This window comes from Bacteriovorax sp. HI3 (genome assembly GCF_059738875.1).
In genome coordinates this window covers 3,589,417-3,603,872 of the sequence record NZ_AP026946.1, presented here as the reverse complement: position 1 = coordinate 3,603,872, position 14,456 = coordinate 3,589,417, and the positions used below count along the sequence as shown (strand labels likewise).

Genomic DNA, 14,456 nt, shown 5'->3' with positions numbered 1-14,456 from the left:
TGCCCATGTTCAATGATCCATCTTCCATTGAAGAAGCCGTCCAAAAACTCAATGCAGTTTCGCCATCTTTTTGCATGGCCAAATGGATGCATTCGACGATTCACTTAAATCTTGGAAGAACTCATAGCTGCCACTTGCCGCATCACCATGTGATTCCTTTAAAAGAAATCACAAAGAACCCATCGGCCTTGCATAATACGTCTTATAAAAAAGACTTGCGCAAAATGATGCTCAAAGGGAAAAGACCAAGCGAATGCCAGACATGCTGGGATATTGAAGATCTCCCTGAAAAGCGTTACAGTGACCGCCATTTTCGAGGCCAGGATTCATGGATCAAACCATTTTATGAAGAAGTGACTTCTTCAAAATGGGATAAAGATATCAATCCATCTTACCTGGAAGTCAGCTTTAGTTCGACTTGTAATTTTAAATGCAGTTATTGCGGTCCGACTTATTCGACGGCCTGGATTCAGGAAATTGAAGAGAAGGGTGGATATAAACTTTCCAACTTCACGGATCACCAATCCCTTTTTTGGCTTAAGGCCCAAGGTCTAATGCCGATTACTGATGAAGTGAATCCTTATGTCGATGCTTTTTGGAAATGGTGGCCAACATTAAAAAAACAATTGATGTTTTTCAGGCTCACTGGTGGAGAGCCGCTTTTAATTCCTGATACATTTAAACTTTTAAGCTTAATCGATGAAGAGCCTCTTCCTCACTTAGAGCTTTCAGTGAATTCAAATTTAGGTGTGCCGGAAAAGCAGTTTGATAAATTCATGACTCTGACTAAGAGTATTGTTGAAAATAAAAAAGTGAAGCATTTTATGATGCACACAAGCCTTGATACCTATGGCGCTCATGCCGAGTACATCAGACATGGGTTGGACTTTAAGCGCTTTGAAAACTATGTTGAACGCTACTTAACTGAGCTTCCAACTTCATCTATTTCTTTTACCTGTACGTTTAATGCTCTTAGTGTTGTGGGATTTATTCCTTTCCTGGAATGGGTTATTTCTCTTCGCAAGCGTTTTGCAAGTGTGGGAAGACAAATTTATATTGATCTTCCGCATTTAAAGTACCCGTTGTTTATGTCGTGTGCAGCACTGACTCCTGATTACCAGGAGCACATGAAAAAGATCATTACTTTCATGGAAGAAAGAGAAGACAATCGTTTCGGGATTAAGCCTGCTGAAACCCTAAAGATGAGACGCATTTTAGACTGGATAGAATCAAAACAACCTCAGAATAAAAAAGAAGAACAAGAACTTTATAAGCATCAAAGAGACTTCTATTCTTTTTTTAGTGAGCACGATAAAAGACGTGGCACGGACTTTTTAAAAACTTTCCCTGAAATGAAAGACTTCTACGAACACTGCCGCAAGCTTGCGGATTAAACTTCTTTTTTAAATAATCTTTCAAAGCGGCTAATCGCGCGGTCATAAGGTACACGAAGCCCAATTGTATTAAAGGGGATCAACGTCCAAAGAGCGCAGACAAAAACTGTGACAAGTGGAGGAACTGCTTTCCAGAAAATAAAATTTGGGATCTTCCACCATACATTGGCCTTAGTCCAATGATGAAACTCTCTAAACTTTAAAGACGGAAAGGCTTTCTGGTGAAAAGGCGTTGCATCTGGATTGGGTATGTAGAGGATCTTATCTGAGTTGACTTGAAAAAAAGTTTCAAGCATAGAAATGAAAACGACTTTTAGAGAAAGCGGTCCATTGTTTTCTTTTTTCCCATGCCTGTAGCCGACATGAAAAAAGAATTCATAAAGAGCTAAGTGGCAAAGAGCAGAGTAATAAAGAATTTTAGAATGTTGATAACGTGAAAGAATATCTTGAGAGCTGTTTGTGTCTACGCTCCAAAATGATTTCGGAACTATATCTTCATGAAAAGATCGCCCCATTCCTTGCCTCAAAGCCTTTTTTGCCAACGAAAAGGCATTGAGATGAGTGTCGTGTTCAATACTTAAGCTGTCCAAGAAAAGAAACTCATGACCGCTGGAATACAGGCGTAAATTGAGTTCAGTTTCCGACCCACCAAAAATGATTCCTTCGTTAAAATGAAAAGGAATATGGATAGATTCCAGATGATAAAGTGTATTACCACCTAGAAGATAAGTGCTTTTTTTATTCATCCAGGCAGTACTGATTTGATGATAAATTTCATCAACCAAACCGGCCTTTTTACTTAATAGATAGCTTCCACCAATGGCGGCCATGGATTTATGTTCTTTTGAAAGAGTCAGAAGATGCTGAAGATGTTTTGGATTTTTTAAGAGAACATCATCGTCGAGAAAATAGATATTTTTTGACTGGGCCTTTTGCACTCCCAGGTTTCTAGCAGCATTAACACCGATTTTCCCAGTGAAATATACGCTTGTTGGAACTTGATGGGCCTTTAGTTTTTTCTCTAAAGCCTGATCTTTTAAATTACCCACAACAATGACTTCTATCACTGTAGCGCCCAGGTCCTGCTCTCTGATAGAATCCAGGAGAAGCAGCACATTTTCGTGGCGGTTATGAGTAGGGATGACTAGAGACAAATCCATAGGGACAGGATAACCTTGATTCTACTTTGTAGTCATGTTAATTTAGACCCTGCAGGGCAATAAGAATGGTTGAAACAAAAACACGCAAAGAACTCCCAAACTTTGGTTATATTGCCAATGTAAAATTTCCTATCGAGGAGATTTTAAAACTTTGCGAAAGTCTCGATCTTTTAAATTTCGAAAACTACAACGACATCAAAGTCAGTTCAAATTCCAAACAATCACTTTTTGTGCGAGTGAATGCTTTTAACAAAAATTCTTTTTTTAAAGAAGAAGACGCAGCAGAACTTGAAGGGGAAAAATACCGTCAGATTTATCTTACAGAACTTGATCCAAAGTATTTGGATCAGCCTCTGGATTTAAGTTCAAATAACTCTCGAATGGCCAGGCAAAGACGCCTTGACCCAGGTAGTGAAAACTATAACCCGGTCGCGGATGAACTTAATTACAATACGAGAAATAAACTAGTCACAGGACTCTTTGAAACAATTCTTGATTCGTTTTCAGATCAAGTGACTCGCGTGCGCCTGGCCTACTTGTCACCAAATTTTTCTATCAAGCCTCATGTGGATTATGATCCAAGTTATATTACGAGGCTGCATTTACCGATTATCACCAATCCTGATTGTCATATGCACGTCTTTCGCAACAACGTAGAGTACCGCGCTCACTACCCGGCCGATGGACGACTTTACTTTTTAAATGCAGGTCTTAAGCACTTTGCCAGCAATAGTTCAAACGAAGGACGCTTGCACTTAATTATTGATATGCACGGGCAAAACAGCTTGAAGGATTTAGTTGAACTTGAATGTGTTGAAGTCAGTAAGGAATAGATTATGTTAAGTCAGCTTTTTACATTATATGGTGATGTGATTCCATTAAAGTTTACTCCGATGGAAGCAAACTTAACTGATCTTCTCAAACCTTTTGAGAATGACTGGAAACAGTACAATTCTAAAAAACCACATATTAAAAGAATGGGTTTAAGTATCACAAGTCTTGATGGTCTTTTGACGGGACATCCCGATTTAGATTCAGTGAAAGAGTACAATGAGATACATGGACTCAAGCTGGATGAACCGGATTTTAATAAAAAAACAGCTGTCGTTAATGCCAGTCCATCGCTTGTTAATATCACTTCCAAGTTTGCAAGCCTTGGCAGAAGTCACTTTATTAAGTTTGGTGCAGGTGGATTTTTCCCTTACCATCGCGATGGGAACTTCAGACTACCGGCCAAAAGCTTCAGAGTCTTTGCTCTGGTCAAAGGCTCTAATAAGTCAGACTTTGTGTGGCTTCAAGAGGACAAGAGACTCGAGTTGATTGAAAGAAAATGGTATGCCATTAATACTTTTAAAGAGCACAGCGTGTTTTCATTTTCAGAGGATACGATGATTGCCGTTCTTAATATTCCCGTGTGCGAAGAAAACATCAATGTAATTATTGATCACATGGACATTTCTTAAAACGAATAAGCTAAAACAAATTGCTCTGTGTGGTTGATGGTTTGAAGACCCAGGGATTTAAAGTTCTTGATTTCTTCATAAACCATTAGTGAAACCTTGTCGGTCTTGCGAGGAAGAATTCTCGTGTAGTAATTTAAGAGATGTTCGTTGTAGGGATTAAAAGTAATGATAGTCGATTTGTACCCGTTCTCTTTACTGAGTTTAATATGGAGAGGAAGGATAAAGGCATTACCGTAAGGGTAAAGGGAAGGGATACCAAAAAAACGGCTTAAGCAAATCGTTTCAACATCATCATGCCTTCTTAGTCCGGCAGCAGCCAGGAATGTTCCATCCATTTCAACAACAGTAAAACCTAATTCGAAGCCTTGATTTTTTAGCATCTGACCAAGTGACCACGATGTCTCATTATCGAAGAGGTAATTCGCTTCAGCGTCCTTTTTCCCTTTGGTTTCCCAATAGGCTTCAGCTTCAGTTTTTATCTGCTCATAACATAAAGTGGTGTCAAAGTAGTGGGTGAGCGTAAACTCGTGCCCGTCTTCGCTAAACTTTTGGACAATAGAGTCTTTGAACATAAATATTGTCGTCTAAGTTGATTGGTTTTTTGAATTTGCATCCATCCCAGACAAAAAAGAAGTAAAGATCATCGTCTTTAATACTTGTTTTAAAAACCTGGTGAATGAATTTGCTTTTGAAATAAATCTTGGTGATAGAGTTCTCTGGAGAATCAAAAACTTTAAAAGAATCAGAGAAAAAATCAAACACCGACGTGCTTTCTTTAGTTCCCGCGATTCTTACGGCGTAAGAGACAGAGTAAATGTCATCAGCGTGGTCTTTATCCTGCACGTGAAAGTGAGGTGGCTCCCATCCGGTTCTATGTAGAACCATGGTTGAGTCTTCAGTATTGTATTCAACTTCAGATTCAACTTCGCTTCTGATGAAGCGATAGAGTTCATTGAGTTTTTCAAGAATGCCGGCGCTCAACATTGATGAGGCCAGTTCGAAATTACAAAAACCCATTCGGTACTGACCGCTGAAAACGCGAGGGCGGATTTGAATTCTTTCTGCATGGAAATTGATAGGGTAGAGATTAAAGCCGCCAATGCGTCTTTTATGTTCTGTGACTAATTCCTGTGCATGAGCATCCATAAGAGCATAAGCAGCACTGTAAAAGGCTTTATTTTCGGGATGGTTATAATCGAGTTCATCCAGCGACCTGAACGATGTTGTTTTTTTCTCGAGTTCAGTGACTTTTAAATTCTCAGCAATGAGACCACCCTCCGAAAGGGCCTTAGTTAAATGGGTCTTGACCATCTTTTCGGTGATCAAGCTTTAGCTCCATCGTAGTAGAAGTTCCAGAAATCTTCGGAAGCAAAAACGATTGAACCGAATTTTTCCGGCAGGTATTTGCTGAAAAGAAATTGATCGATCTTGACGATTGAATCGGCAAAAACACTATTTGCATCTTCTTGGCCGATTTGATCAGAGTTGATGTCAAAGTGATTTTGCTCATCGATACAAATATCGTTTGCAACTTTTTTATAATCGCGGTCTGTTCCCACTCGGCGGTATGTACGGTAAATCCATACAGCTCTTCTTTCAGTCATGTCATGGACTTGAGCTGCTTCGATTAGTGATTTCGTTTTACCTAAATCAATAAACATTCCATACAGCTTAGCCTGCATGGAGAAAGCTAAATCTTTTACAATAATTGAATCTTTACTTTTAAGAGCATGAAGTAGCATGTTGGCATGACGGATTTCATCTTGAAGCTGAACTTCTCTCTCTGGTGACCATGCTGCCGGATAAAGATTTTTTAAACGCAGTAAATCGTTTACGGCCCAAAGCTCGGAAAGATAGGCGGAGTTGATTAAAGCATCGTCTTTATTTTTATGAATCATGCAATTTTCTCGCAGGTTTTATAGGGGAATTGTTCCGTAAATTGCTAAATTTTGCAATGAAATTAAGGGAAATAGGCCTTTGCAAAACTTGCTTTACTGCTTTCAGTCAAAAAGGTGGTTGGCGTTTTTCATTGATTTAAATCAGCGAAAACGATTTAACAGAGATTTCACGAATTAATGTATCTTTTCACCAGTGTTTGAGTATTAGTTTTTTTCGGAGGAAAATTTTTTATGACCTCATACAACAGAAGAGACTTTATTTTCATGGCCGGAACATGGTTAGTGGCCTCTAGTACCATGGGCGGTAGTATGAAAAGTGCATCTTCTGTTTACCAAGCAAGAAAGATGATTTTTACTGCGAAGTTAGACGGAAAGCTCTATTTCGTTGGGATTAACCCCGAGATAAATGATGTGGTGAAGATTCCGGCGATTTGCGGTCCACATTCATATCAAAATGATAACGGCATTTATTATGGAGTTGAGAAGAATGGTCCTAACCTGGTTAGGATTGATTTTAGAAATCCAAGAGATGTCAGGATGATTAAGTCTCCGGATGGAATTCTTTATTACGGGCATAGTATTGTTTATCAGGATCAGCTTTATGTTTGTGGTGTAAAAGTTGAGAATACAAAAAGTGACTATGACATCAACAAGTTTAATCCTAATAAAGCTCCAGGAGTTTTATTAATTTATAATAAAAAGACATTAGAGTTTGTTAATCAGCTCGAAGGTTTTGGTTATGGGCCACATGAATTGATTATTCATCAAAACGAGATAGTCATGGCCGTCAGTAGAGATGCTCAAAACAAGTTAAGTGCACTGGTTTATCTGGATTTATCTTCTTTAAAAACTATTCGCACACAACCAATTGATGAAAAATATAAACATCTAAAATTCAGACATTTTATGCAAACAAAGGATGCTTTTTATCCTGTTCTTGCAGCATTTGATCCAAAAACAGACCTGGTCACCAACATGGCCATTGGAAAATTTAGAAAAGATCAAAGTTTAGAAATCTTTGATTTTTCCAACACCAATGAGCCTAAATCAGATTTTGATCATACGACATCATTTGTCCATGATGATAATCTGCATGTCGTTCTTTACCGTGTTAAGCGTATGGTGAAGTTAGGGAAAAAGACAGAGTTGGTGGATTTTGGTCAGAGTGACTTAAGCCAATTAAAACATATTTCGAATCTTGTCATGAGAGGAGAAAATGGTTTTATTTTTAAGGATGCTCAGTTTAATAAAAATTTTGAAATTAAAAGCCACATCTATATTTCATAGCTTGTTTCTTATTCTCTTCCAATAGTTCACGTATGGTCTTATTTGAATCATTATGGGGTTGAACTCTTGCTCTTGAGTTTCAAGACCTACATTGATTTCATCCATCTCTAATGAGTCATCATAGGTCTTAAATAACCTATCCCAAAAACTAAAAATAAAACCAAAGTTTTTATTGTAAGTGAGCGTTCTATTGTGGTGAATTTTATGTAAACGTGGGGTAATAAGAACCCATTCCAGAGATCTCAACCATGAAGCGTCGTAATTAATATGCACCAAAAGATTGTAGAGAAACTGGGCAACGATAGCGATGAGAATGTCTTCCATCGAAAAGCCTAATAAAAAACAAGGCAAAAGAAAAAGAAGCTCATAGAGCATCATCGGAACTCTTATGGCCGTCGTGATATCAAAATGAGTTCCTGAATGATGAACAGTATGACCTAGCCTGAAAATAGTAAAGCGATGGCCACACCAATGCTGGCAGTACTTAATAAAATCAACTAGCAAAAAGCAAAATAAAAAACTAAGCCAGCCTTTTGGAAGATTCACCAGGCTGAGTTTGGAAAAAGAAGTGTAGGTGTAAAAGTTTCCAAAGACGAGAAGAACATAGACTTTGATATAAGAGCGCAAAAGAAATGTCAGGAGGTTAGAAAATGATTCTTTTGTAAGTTTGTGGCGAGAGCTTAAGAGAGTTAAAAATAGCCCAAGTCCCAAGACTAAAATTGCAAGGCTTAAGTCGCTAAAGGTGATAAAAAATCGGGCAAATTCAATAAAAAACTCAAGACCCATGGGAGAAACCTGGGCATTGGAGTGAGTAGTTTAGAATTTCTTTGAAATCTTTTTCAGTTGATCTTCGCGATTGCTGAAAGACTTTCATCGTTCCCGGGATAATCGTTCTTTCGCAGTAATGGCGAGCGATTTCTTTTGTAACTTGAGGGTCACAAAACATACGTGGTCTTTTGATATCGATGGGAATGTTAAAAGAAGTCACACCCTCAGCAGTTGTTAATTCAATTTGTCTTTCACAAACAGACTTTACATCCATCATATTGAGAGAAAGAATGCGCGAGCGACCGTCAAGACCTGGATCTTTGGCAAAAAGGTATGGGGTTAACTGAAATAGACACAGAAGGCCCATGATTGTAGCAAGACGAGGAAGATTCTCTTTAATTTTATAATCGTAGTTTAAAGTCAGGACAAAAAATCCCAGGATGCAAAACATAAATGATGGGTAGGGATAATCTACAATATGCCATGAATAAATGTGAAAAGCGATTAGTTGGATTAAAACGGCCAGGCGGATAGCTTTTTTATTGGAGAAAATAAACCAAACAATAAAAATTTCGAGAACAAGAACATAAACGAGCAAGGCACTTAAGAGTGGACCTTGAATGATAGAAGGCTTAATTAAAGTCTCACCGCTCAACCAATCGACATTAAGCTTGAGAAGTCCCGCACAGAAATAAACTCCGGGGAGCAAGATAGATATCGTGGCGATACGCTGAGGGACGATAAGGTAAACGAAAGTGATGACTTGAGCGAGAAAGTGGTAATTCGTGGCAATCCTGTAATCAGAAAGTTGCAGGATTAATTTGAATACACAAAGACCAAGAAGCATTAGGGGGGCGATCTTTTTAAAACGTTCACTGATAAAGGCAACTATTGTCGCAATCGCGAAAGCGCCATAAAGAATCATTAAGGTGCGCAGTTCAGGAGAAGAGAAAAATCTCCAGTGCTCACACCCTTCGAGACCGGGATAACAAATAGGGAAAGCACTTTCGCGGGCCAGGTCATCAATGCGGTAGCTTGAAAACAGATAAGACGTAATCACATGAATCAGCGCCAGGCACGAGCCGTAGTAGCGGAGCACTTTACTCTGAAGAATTTCATCCCATTTAAACATGGATCTATTTTATCCTAATTGGCAAAAATGACAATTAGAGCGAAAGCCATTCCATGGGAGTTGAGTCCAGAATGTCCTGGGTGCCAAAAGAGTGAGGCGATGTGAGGCTTCCGATCTTAAAATCGTAATTAGCAGTGTTGTAATAAATAGTTTCCTGATGAAAGCTTTTTAATCGCTGAAGACGCATTAAGTGTGCTTCTCTGTGCTGGGTCTTTGTTTCTTGAAGAAGAGTGAGATTTCTTTCATAGGAATTTGAAAACCAGAAATAATACGGACCGTTTGCCTGAGTTAAGAAATCTAAATTGCTAATGATATCGACTTGTAAAAAGTGAGAGCGCTCTTTCATTTGATCTAGAAGGTCAAAGAAATGAGCACTATCTTGAAAAAATGAATCGACTTGATGATTGAGTGTGAGTTTAACGGCTTCCATCGCATTAGCTGAAGGGCCTAGAAAGTAAGGAGAGAATTTCTCAAAAACACTCAAAAGAGCATTCATATTTTTGCATTCAATGACATCTTTCCAAAACTGAAGGGCCAAGGGGCTATAGTCACAAAAATGAATTTTTTTTAATGACTGCTTCATTTGCAAAAAGTAATGAGCGGGCTTAATTCCAGAAGACACACAGAAAATTTCTTCGGGAGCAAAATTGTATGGCCCAATCTCAAGGCTATCATTGTTGAGTAGATAAACTCTTTGCAATGAATAGTCATAATAACGTTTGATGAAAGTATGAATAACGTTCGTATTTTCACCGGCGACTAAAAGGCCCTGAAACTCTTGGATGAGATCAATTTCTTTTGAATTCTTTTCTTTTAAATTGATGATGGAGACAAGCTGATTGCTCGCTTTGTGTGCATGAGCATTTTCTAAAAGATAAATCTGGTAATTGACATAAATCCAGAAATCCATGAAGTGATTAATCAAAGTCCCATCGCGAATGACCACGGCATAATCAAAAAGATCAGGTTCGATGTCCTGAAGAGTTTTTTCAAGCTCAGAACTAGGAATGGCCATGCTATTAATGGGATGCAATGATCCTTTTGTGTAAAGCGACTCAGAGTGTCCTGATTCAATGATCCTGATCACTTTAATCCGGTGAACGACATCTTCTGTAACCCAGAAGATCCTCCACTGGTGATAAAGAATAGAGTCCTTCGACAGTAAATTTCCTGCACGGGTGACTCTAGAGACTTCTTTATTGATGTCGGATTTGTTAAGCTTTATGGGATTCATCATTTTTAATAGTAAAGAAAAATAAGGAAGCGATGTCAACGACAAGTGGAAATTTTAAACATTCCCTTATTGGACCTAAAGGAGTGAATGGAAAACTCTTCGTGAATATGGAAGAGTTTCTGGACACATCTTCTTTTATGGACCTTCATCATGAAGTGATTCTTGGTCTGGCCTTAGTCGATAAATTAGACCACTCCTACATAATGGGTGAGATTCCGCCTGAGCTTCGTAAAGACTATGGGAATATGTTTCTGGAGTCAGAAATTGTTGAAAACATCGAAGCTTACGATCCAACTGGATTTCACCGCGAAAGAACAAAAGACCTGACTTTGCAGCAAAAAAGACGTTACTACTATATGGCCTTTGGAGCTCTTAGTCCGTGGTATGGCGTTTGTTATTTGCGCTATAATAATTTTTTAAAGAAAACTTCTGAGAAAGAACTTCAGAATGATTGGCATGAAAATGCAGCTCATTTTCCGAAGCTTGTCTCTTATATTGAATCCCTCAAGGGAAAAGTTTTTGATGAAGTAGGAAGAGTTCTTCTCTTTGTCAGCTACCCTTTGGTTCCAACTGTCGTACACCGTGACTATATCCAAGAATCTCATCGCGATCACAGCGTAAATCTTTTTTTATCAAAAGGAAGACCAAGTTTTATTTATAACGAAGTGACTGGAGAAAAAAGTTATCTTGATCCAAGTTGCCGCGCTTATTTCTTTAATAACCGCGACTATCACGGAGTCGATGCTGAAAATGAAATGCGCTATACTTTAAGGATTGACGGCACTTTTACAAAAGAGGTGCAGGATAAAATTGGTTTGGTTGATGGTTTTGTTTATTAAGGTTTTCCTTCTTTTCTCGCAAGCTCTCTATGCTCAATCAGCATGTCCGACAAACTATGTTTCATTCAAAGATATATGCGTTGCCAAGTATGAGATGAAAAAAGGTAAAGACAAAAAAGCTTTGTCAGAACCTCATAATCAACCATGGATGGAAATCAATCAAAAAGAAGCATTGAAAGCATGCCAAGACCTTGGCGCAGGATATGATCTCATTAGCAATTCTCAGTGGACTGAAGTCGCTCGCGATATTGCTCACACTAAATCAAACTGGAATACAGGTATACCTTATAAAGGAACACTAAATATCGGTCACAGCGATGGTGTGCCTGATAAAGCGCTGGAAGCAAGTCTTAATGATGATGAAGCTTGTTTTCTTACAGGGCAAACGTGTACTGCTGAGACATGGAATTTAGAAAAGAGAACTCATAAACTCTCTAACGGTGAAACAATCTGGGATTTTGCCGGCAACGCTGCTGAGTGGATAAAAGAGATTAACGATAAAAAACAAATCGAAGCTCCACAAATGTATGTGAGTCTCGTTGATTTTAAAGATGCTCGTTACGCTTCTTTTGGGCCCGACCAAAAATGTGAAACACCTCAGATTGAATTTAATTATTGTGGTCTTGGTTATTACTGGACTCATGATGTGAAAAGAAATGGAATTGGTCGCAGTGGTTTTTGGAAGCATAAATCGCCCTTTATGACTGGGGTTTTTTCATTGGGTGTGGATGTCTTTATCGACAAGCGATACCCATTTATGGGTTTTAGGTGTGTGTACACTCCTGCCCAGAATAGGACTCACTTTTAGTAGGAGGCCTTTGTAAACTCAGTCCTTTAGCCAAGGGATTGAAAGCTCTAAGTCATTAAAATTTGGTATTTAAAACTGGCCTTTTCCAGATAGTTTGGCTTAAGCCATTGAAATATTAAATAAAATTATTAGCGTTTTTCCGAAAATAGGTCATAATAGAATTATGAATTTTGATAGAAGAGAATTTTTCAAACAGTTATCACTGGTAGCGGCCAGCTTGGCTATTTTACCTGGTAAGAGTTTTGCTTCTGGTGCTCAAGGCACTAGTGCTGTTCTTGGTGCAACAGCTGCTACAAAAGCAACTGGCACTTACAAAGTTCTTTATACTTTCACCGCAAAAAACCAAGCCGACATTTTAGAGTTTCTTACACTTCTTAAAACTTCTGGAGTCAGAAGTAACAATACGAAGTTAGAAAACGATGGCCACCTGGTTTACCGTTCAGAATTCTACCCGATTGCAGAAGGCACGATGCAATCAACTCTTGTTTTTAAATCAAAGGAATCATACGATCTTTTTCTTGAGTCATCGAAGTCTGTTTCAGATGAGTTGATCGCTTTTAAAAAGCAGAAAGATATTAAGATTTCGATGCAGACAGCTTAGTTAAATATTCTTTTTTAATAAGTAAGTATAAATCTCATAGCTAAGGAAAGGTCATGAAATTATCCCTTATCTTCACAGTCGCGGCCCTTGTTTTAACAACGTCTGCTAATGCTGCTGAAAAAACCAGAGAAATCCGTTGGTACCTGGCCCATAGTCCAAGCAGTACTGAATTAAAAAATATCATTGAAGAGTATTCTGAAAGACTTTACAAAAAAAGTTCTCAGAAACTTAAGGTTGTTGTGATCAACAAGGCCAGTCCTCTAAATCATCCTGGAAGTGATAACCCAGTTGGAAAAGTTGGAGAAGGTCAGGCGGAGATGTCACAGGTGACAATCTCTTCACTTAAGAAGTATTACGAACCAATCATGGCCTTTGATATGCCTTTCATGTTCCGCAACCACGAGCACGCTTATAAAGTTCTCGATGGAGAGATTGGTAACAAGATCCTTGATGGGATTTACAATGGTGAGCTAAACCAAAAGACAGATAAAAAAATCCGCGGATTGTTTTTCACATACAGTGGTGGGTATAGAATCATTTACGGATCAAAAGAAATTAAGTCAGTTGATGATTTCAAAGGCCTAAGAATGTACCGTCCAGGAAACATTCCTGGAGATAAATTTGCTCAACGTCTTGGAGTCAAATACGTTCCAGGTAATGCGGGATTTGGATCTTTGACTTATGCTTACAGCTTCAATGCTAACCAGATTGATATCGAAGAAGGTGAGCTAAACCGTTACGAAGTTTTTTACAGAACATACCCAGAGCTTAAAACAAAAGCTAACTATGTTATTGATACATACCACAGCCTTTATTTAACTCTAATTGTAGTTAATGAAGATTTCTTAAACTCACTTGATAGCGCCACTAAAAAAATCTTCTTAGAAGAAACGCACAAACTGGCCATGGATGAGAGAGAGCTTTCATTAAGACTAGAAGTTGAAAACAGAGCGAAGCTGATTAAGGAAGGAGTTAAATTCGTAAAACTTCCTGAAGCTGAAGAAAAACGCCTGCATGAAATCGGTCTTAAAGTAAGAGAAGATCTTCCGAAGCTAAAAGACTGGGTTCAAAAAATCGAAGCTGTTAAATAAGTTCTAAAATAATCTTCTTAGGTGCAAAAGGGCGGTTATCGAGAAACTCTGACTCAGAAATGAGGTGTTGATCGATTCTGCCTTTGTACTCCACCATCCCTTGCTTGTGTATAATGTTTTTTTCCTGATTGTAGTCATAGCGTTTCTGAAAGAATGAAGGGTATTTTTGAGCTTCATGAACCACTTTCGCATGGGCCGCTTCATCATAATCCATATAAATTGTCTGGATGTGGCGGGCGCGGTGATCGTAGTCGTAGTAGGCCGAAATAGAGCAGGTATGAGGGAAAAAGAGCATCCACTGGAAATAATCAAATGAGTTTCTATGCTCTTTGGTTGCTGCCTGGAACTTCTCTCCATCAGGTCTGATCTCATAAAGCACATGGGCCTTTAGGTTAAGAGACTCATTTCTTTTTTCCCAAGTGGGAGGAAGCACTGAGGCCATATGAAAAGCGATATTGTTTTGAGTGGAATAGGCCATGTTGTCTTTGAACAAAGTTTTAACCATGCCATCGATATAGAAACTGTGAATGAAGTCGAGATGGGCCTGTGGTTTTAAAAAGGCCAGGTCGATATGATACTCAGAAGCTGAAGATATTCCTGAGCCTAAAACCTGAATGTCGGAAATCGCTTCCAGGGCCGATTTAAAGTTTTGAAACCAGGCAGGAGTTATATCGTTGTAAAACGGAGTTTTCTCCTCCAGGCGCAGCCAGGATAATTTTTTATAGAGCGCAGGCCTTAAATCTAGCAGCTGATCTTGGATATTCTTCATCTGTTAGATAGT

At 38.6% G+C, this 14,456-nt stretch carries 16 protein-coding genes; 8 read left to right on the top strand and 8 right to left on the bottom strand.

Annotation, left to right across the window (positions count from 1 at the left end):
- The first annotated feature begins 5 nt into the window (after window positions 1-5).
- Complete coding sequence (locus AC6JA8_RS17900; protein WP_497975021.1) at window positions 6-1,394, top strand: twitch domain-containing radical SAM protein; 1,389 nt, start codon at window positions 6-8, stop codon at window positions 1,392-1,394.
- On the opposite strand, the gene AC6JA8_RS17895 is transcribed toward AC6JA8_RS17900, so the two are convergent.
- A complete protein-coding gene (locus AC6JA8_RS17895) occupies window positions 1,391-2,554 on the bottom strand; it encodes a glycosyltransferase family 2 protein (protein WP_497975020.1) in 1,164 nt (387 codons plus the stop codon). The genes AC6JA8_RS17900 and AC6JA8_RS17895 overlap by 4 nt on opposite strands.
- Window positions 2,555-2,619: 65 nt before the next feature.
- On the opposite strand from AC6JA8_RS17895, the gene AC6JA8_RS17890 reads away from it, so the two are divergent.
- Both AC6JA8_RS17890 and AC6JA8_RS17885 read left to right on the top strand, forming a co-directional pair.
- A complete protein-coding gene (locus tag AC6JA8_RS17890) occupies window positions 2,620-3,387 on the top strand; it encodes an aspartyl/asparaginyl beta-hydroxylase domain-containing protein (protein ID WP_497975019.1) in 768 nt (255 codons plus the stop codon).
- A 3-nt stretch (window positions 3,388-3,390) separates the two neighbouring features.
- Window positions 3,391-4,017 carry a hypothetical protein gene (locus AC6JA8_RS17885; RefSeq protein ID WP_497975018.1) on the top strand — a complete coding sequence of 209 codons (627 nt, stop codon included), beginning with the start codon at window positions 3,391-3,393 and terminating at the stop codon, window positions 4,015-4,017.
- On the opposite strand, the gene AC6JA8_RS17880 is transcribed toward AC6JA8_RS17885, so the two are convergent.
- Genes AC6JA8_RS17880 through AC6JA8_RS17870 form a run of 3 tightly spaced genes read right to left on the bottom strand, consistent with a single transcriptional unit; the run spans window position 4,014 to window position 5,915 of the window.
- The gene (locus AC6JA8_RS17880) at window positions 4,014-4,589 is read right to left on the bottom strand and encodes a hypothetical protein (protein ID WP_497975017.1); all 576 of its coding nucleotides are present in this window, start codon (window positions 4,587-4,589) and stop codon (window positions 4,014-4,016) included. The genes AC6JA8_RS17885 and AC6JA8_RS17880 overlap by 4 nt on opposite strands.
- A complete protein-coding gene (locus AC6JA8_RS17875) occupies window positions 4,558-5,343 on the bottom strand; it encodes a hypothetical protein (RefSeq protein WP_497975016.1) in 786 nt (261 codons plus the stop codon). Before AC6JA8_RS17875 ends, AC6JA8_RS17880 begins: the two co-directional genes overlap by 32 nt.
- Entirely contained in the window at window positions 5,340-5,915 is a 576-nt protein-coding gene (locus tag AC6JA8_RS17870; RefSeq protein WP_497975015.1) for a ferritin-like domain-containing protein, read from the bottom strand. The genes AC6JA8_RS17875 and AC6JA8_RS17870 overlap by 4 nt, the downstream gene beginning before the upstream one ends.
- A 231-nt stretch (window positions 5,916-6,146) precedes the next feature.
- Between AC6JA8_RS17870 and AC6JA8_RS17865 the strand changes: the two genes are divergently transcribed.
- A complete protein-coding gene (locus AC6JA8_RS17865) occupies window positions 6,147-7,202 on the top strand; it encodes a hypothetical protein (RefSeq protein ID WP_497975014.1) in 1,056 nt (351 codons plus the stop codon).
- On the opposite strand, the gene AC6JA8_RS17860 is transcribed toward AC6JA8_RS17865, so the two are convergent.
- The 3 genes from AC6JA8_RS17860 to AC6JA8_RS17850 are packed head-to-tail and all read right to left on the bottom strand — an operon-like array spanning window position 7,197 to window position 10,381.
- Window positions 7,197-7,988 (bottom strand): sterol desaturase family protein, encoded by a 792-nt coding sequence (locus tag AC6JA8_RS17860; protein ID WP_497975013.1) that lies wholly within the window; start codon window positions 7,986-7,988, stop codon window positions 7,197-7,199. The genes AC6JA8_RS17865 and AC6JA8_RS17860 overlap by 6 nt on opposite strands.
- A complete protein-coding gene (locus AC6JA8_RS17855) occupies window positions 7,978-9,102 on the bottom strand; it encodes a hypothetical protein (protein WP_497975012.1) in 1,125 nt (374 codons plus the stop codon). The genes AC6JA8_RS17860 and AC6JA8_RS17855 overlap by 11 nt, the downstream gene beginning before the upstream one ends.
- Before the next feature lie 34 nt (window positions 9,103-9,136).
- Complete coding sequence (locus tag AC6JA8_RS17850; RefSeq protein WP_497975011.1) at window positions 9,137-10,381, bottom strand: hypothetical protein; 1,245 nt, start codon at window positions 10,379-10,381, stop codon at window positions 9,137-9,139.
- Between AC6JA8_RS17850 and AC6JA8_RS17845 the strand changes: the two genes are divergently transcribed.
- The 4 genes from AC6JA8_RS17845 (at window position 10,369) to AC6JA8_RS17830 (ending at window position 13,675) form a co-directional block, all read left to right on the top strand.
- Window positions 10,369-11,175 carry a hypothetical protein gene (locus AC6JA8_RS17845; protein ID WP_497975010.1) on the top strand — a complete coding sequence of 269 codons (807 nt, stop codon included), beginning with the start codon at window positions 10,369-10,371 and terminating at the stop codon, window positions 11,173-11,175. The genes AC6JA8_RS17850 and AC6JA8_RS17845 overlap by 13 nt on opposite strands.
- Complete coding sequence (locus AC6JA8_RS17840) at window positions 11,159-11,983, top strand: SUMF1/EgtB/PvdO family nonheme iron enzyme (protein WP_497975009.1); 825 nt, start codon at window positions 11,159-11,161, stop codon at window positions 11,981-11,983. Before AC6JA8_RS17845 ends, AC6JA8_RS17840 begins: the two co-directional genes overlap by 17 nt.
- A gap of 163 nt (window positions 11,984-12,146) precedes the next feature.
- Window positions 12,147-12,584: a hypothetical protein gene (locus AC6JA8_RS17835; protein WP_497975008.1), complete on the top strand. Its 438-nt coding sequence runs from the start codon at window positions 12,147-12,149 to the stop codon at window positions 12,582-12,584.
- Between the two features lie 53 nt (window positions 12,585-12,637).
- Window positions 12,638-13,675 (top strand): TRAP transporter substrate-binding protein, encoded by a 1,038-nt coding sequence (locus tag AC6JA8_RS17830; RefSeq protein ID WP_497975007.1) that lies wholly within the window; start codon window positions 12,638-12,640, stop codon window positions 13,673-13,675.
- Here AC6JA8_RS17830 and AC6JA8_RS17825 read toward each other — a convergent pair.
- The gene (locus AC6JA8_RS17825; protein ID WP_497975006.1) at window positions 13,668-14,444 is read right to left on the bottom strand and encodes a hypothetical protein; all 777 of its coding nucleotides are present in this window, start codon (window positions 14,442-14,444) and stop codon (window positions 13,668-13,670) included. The two genes, AC6JA8_RS17830 and AC6JA8_RS17825, sit on opposite strands and share 8 nt — an antisense overlap.
- Window positions 14,445-14,456: the final 12 nt, after the last annotated feature.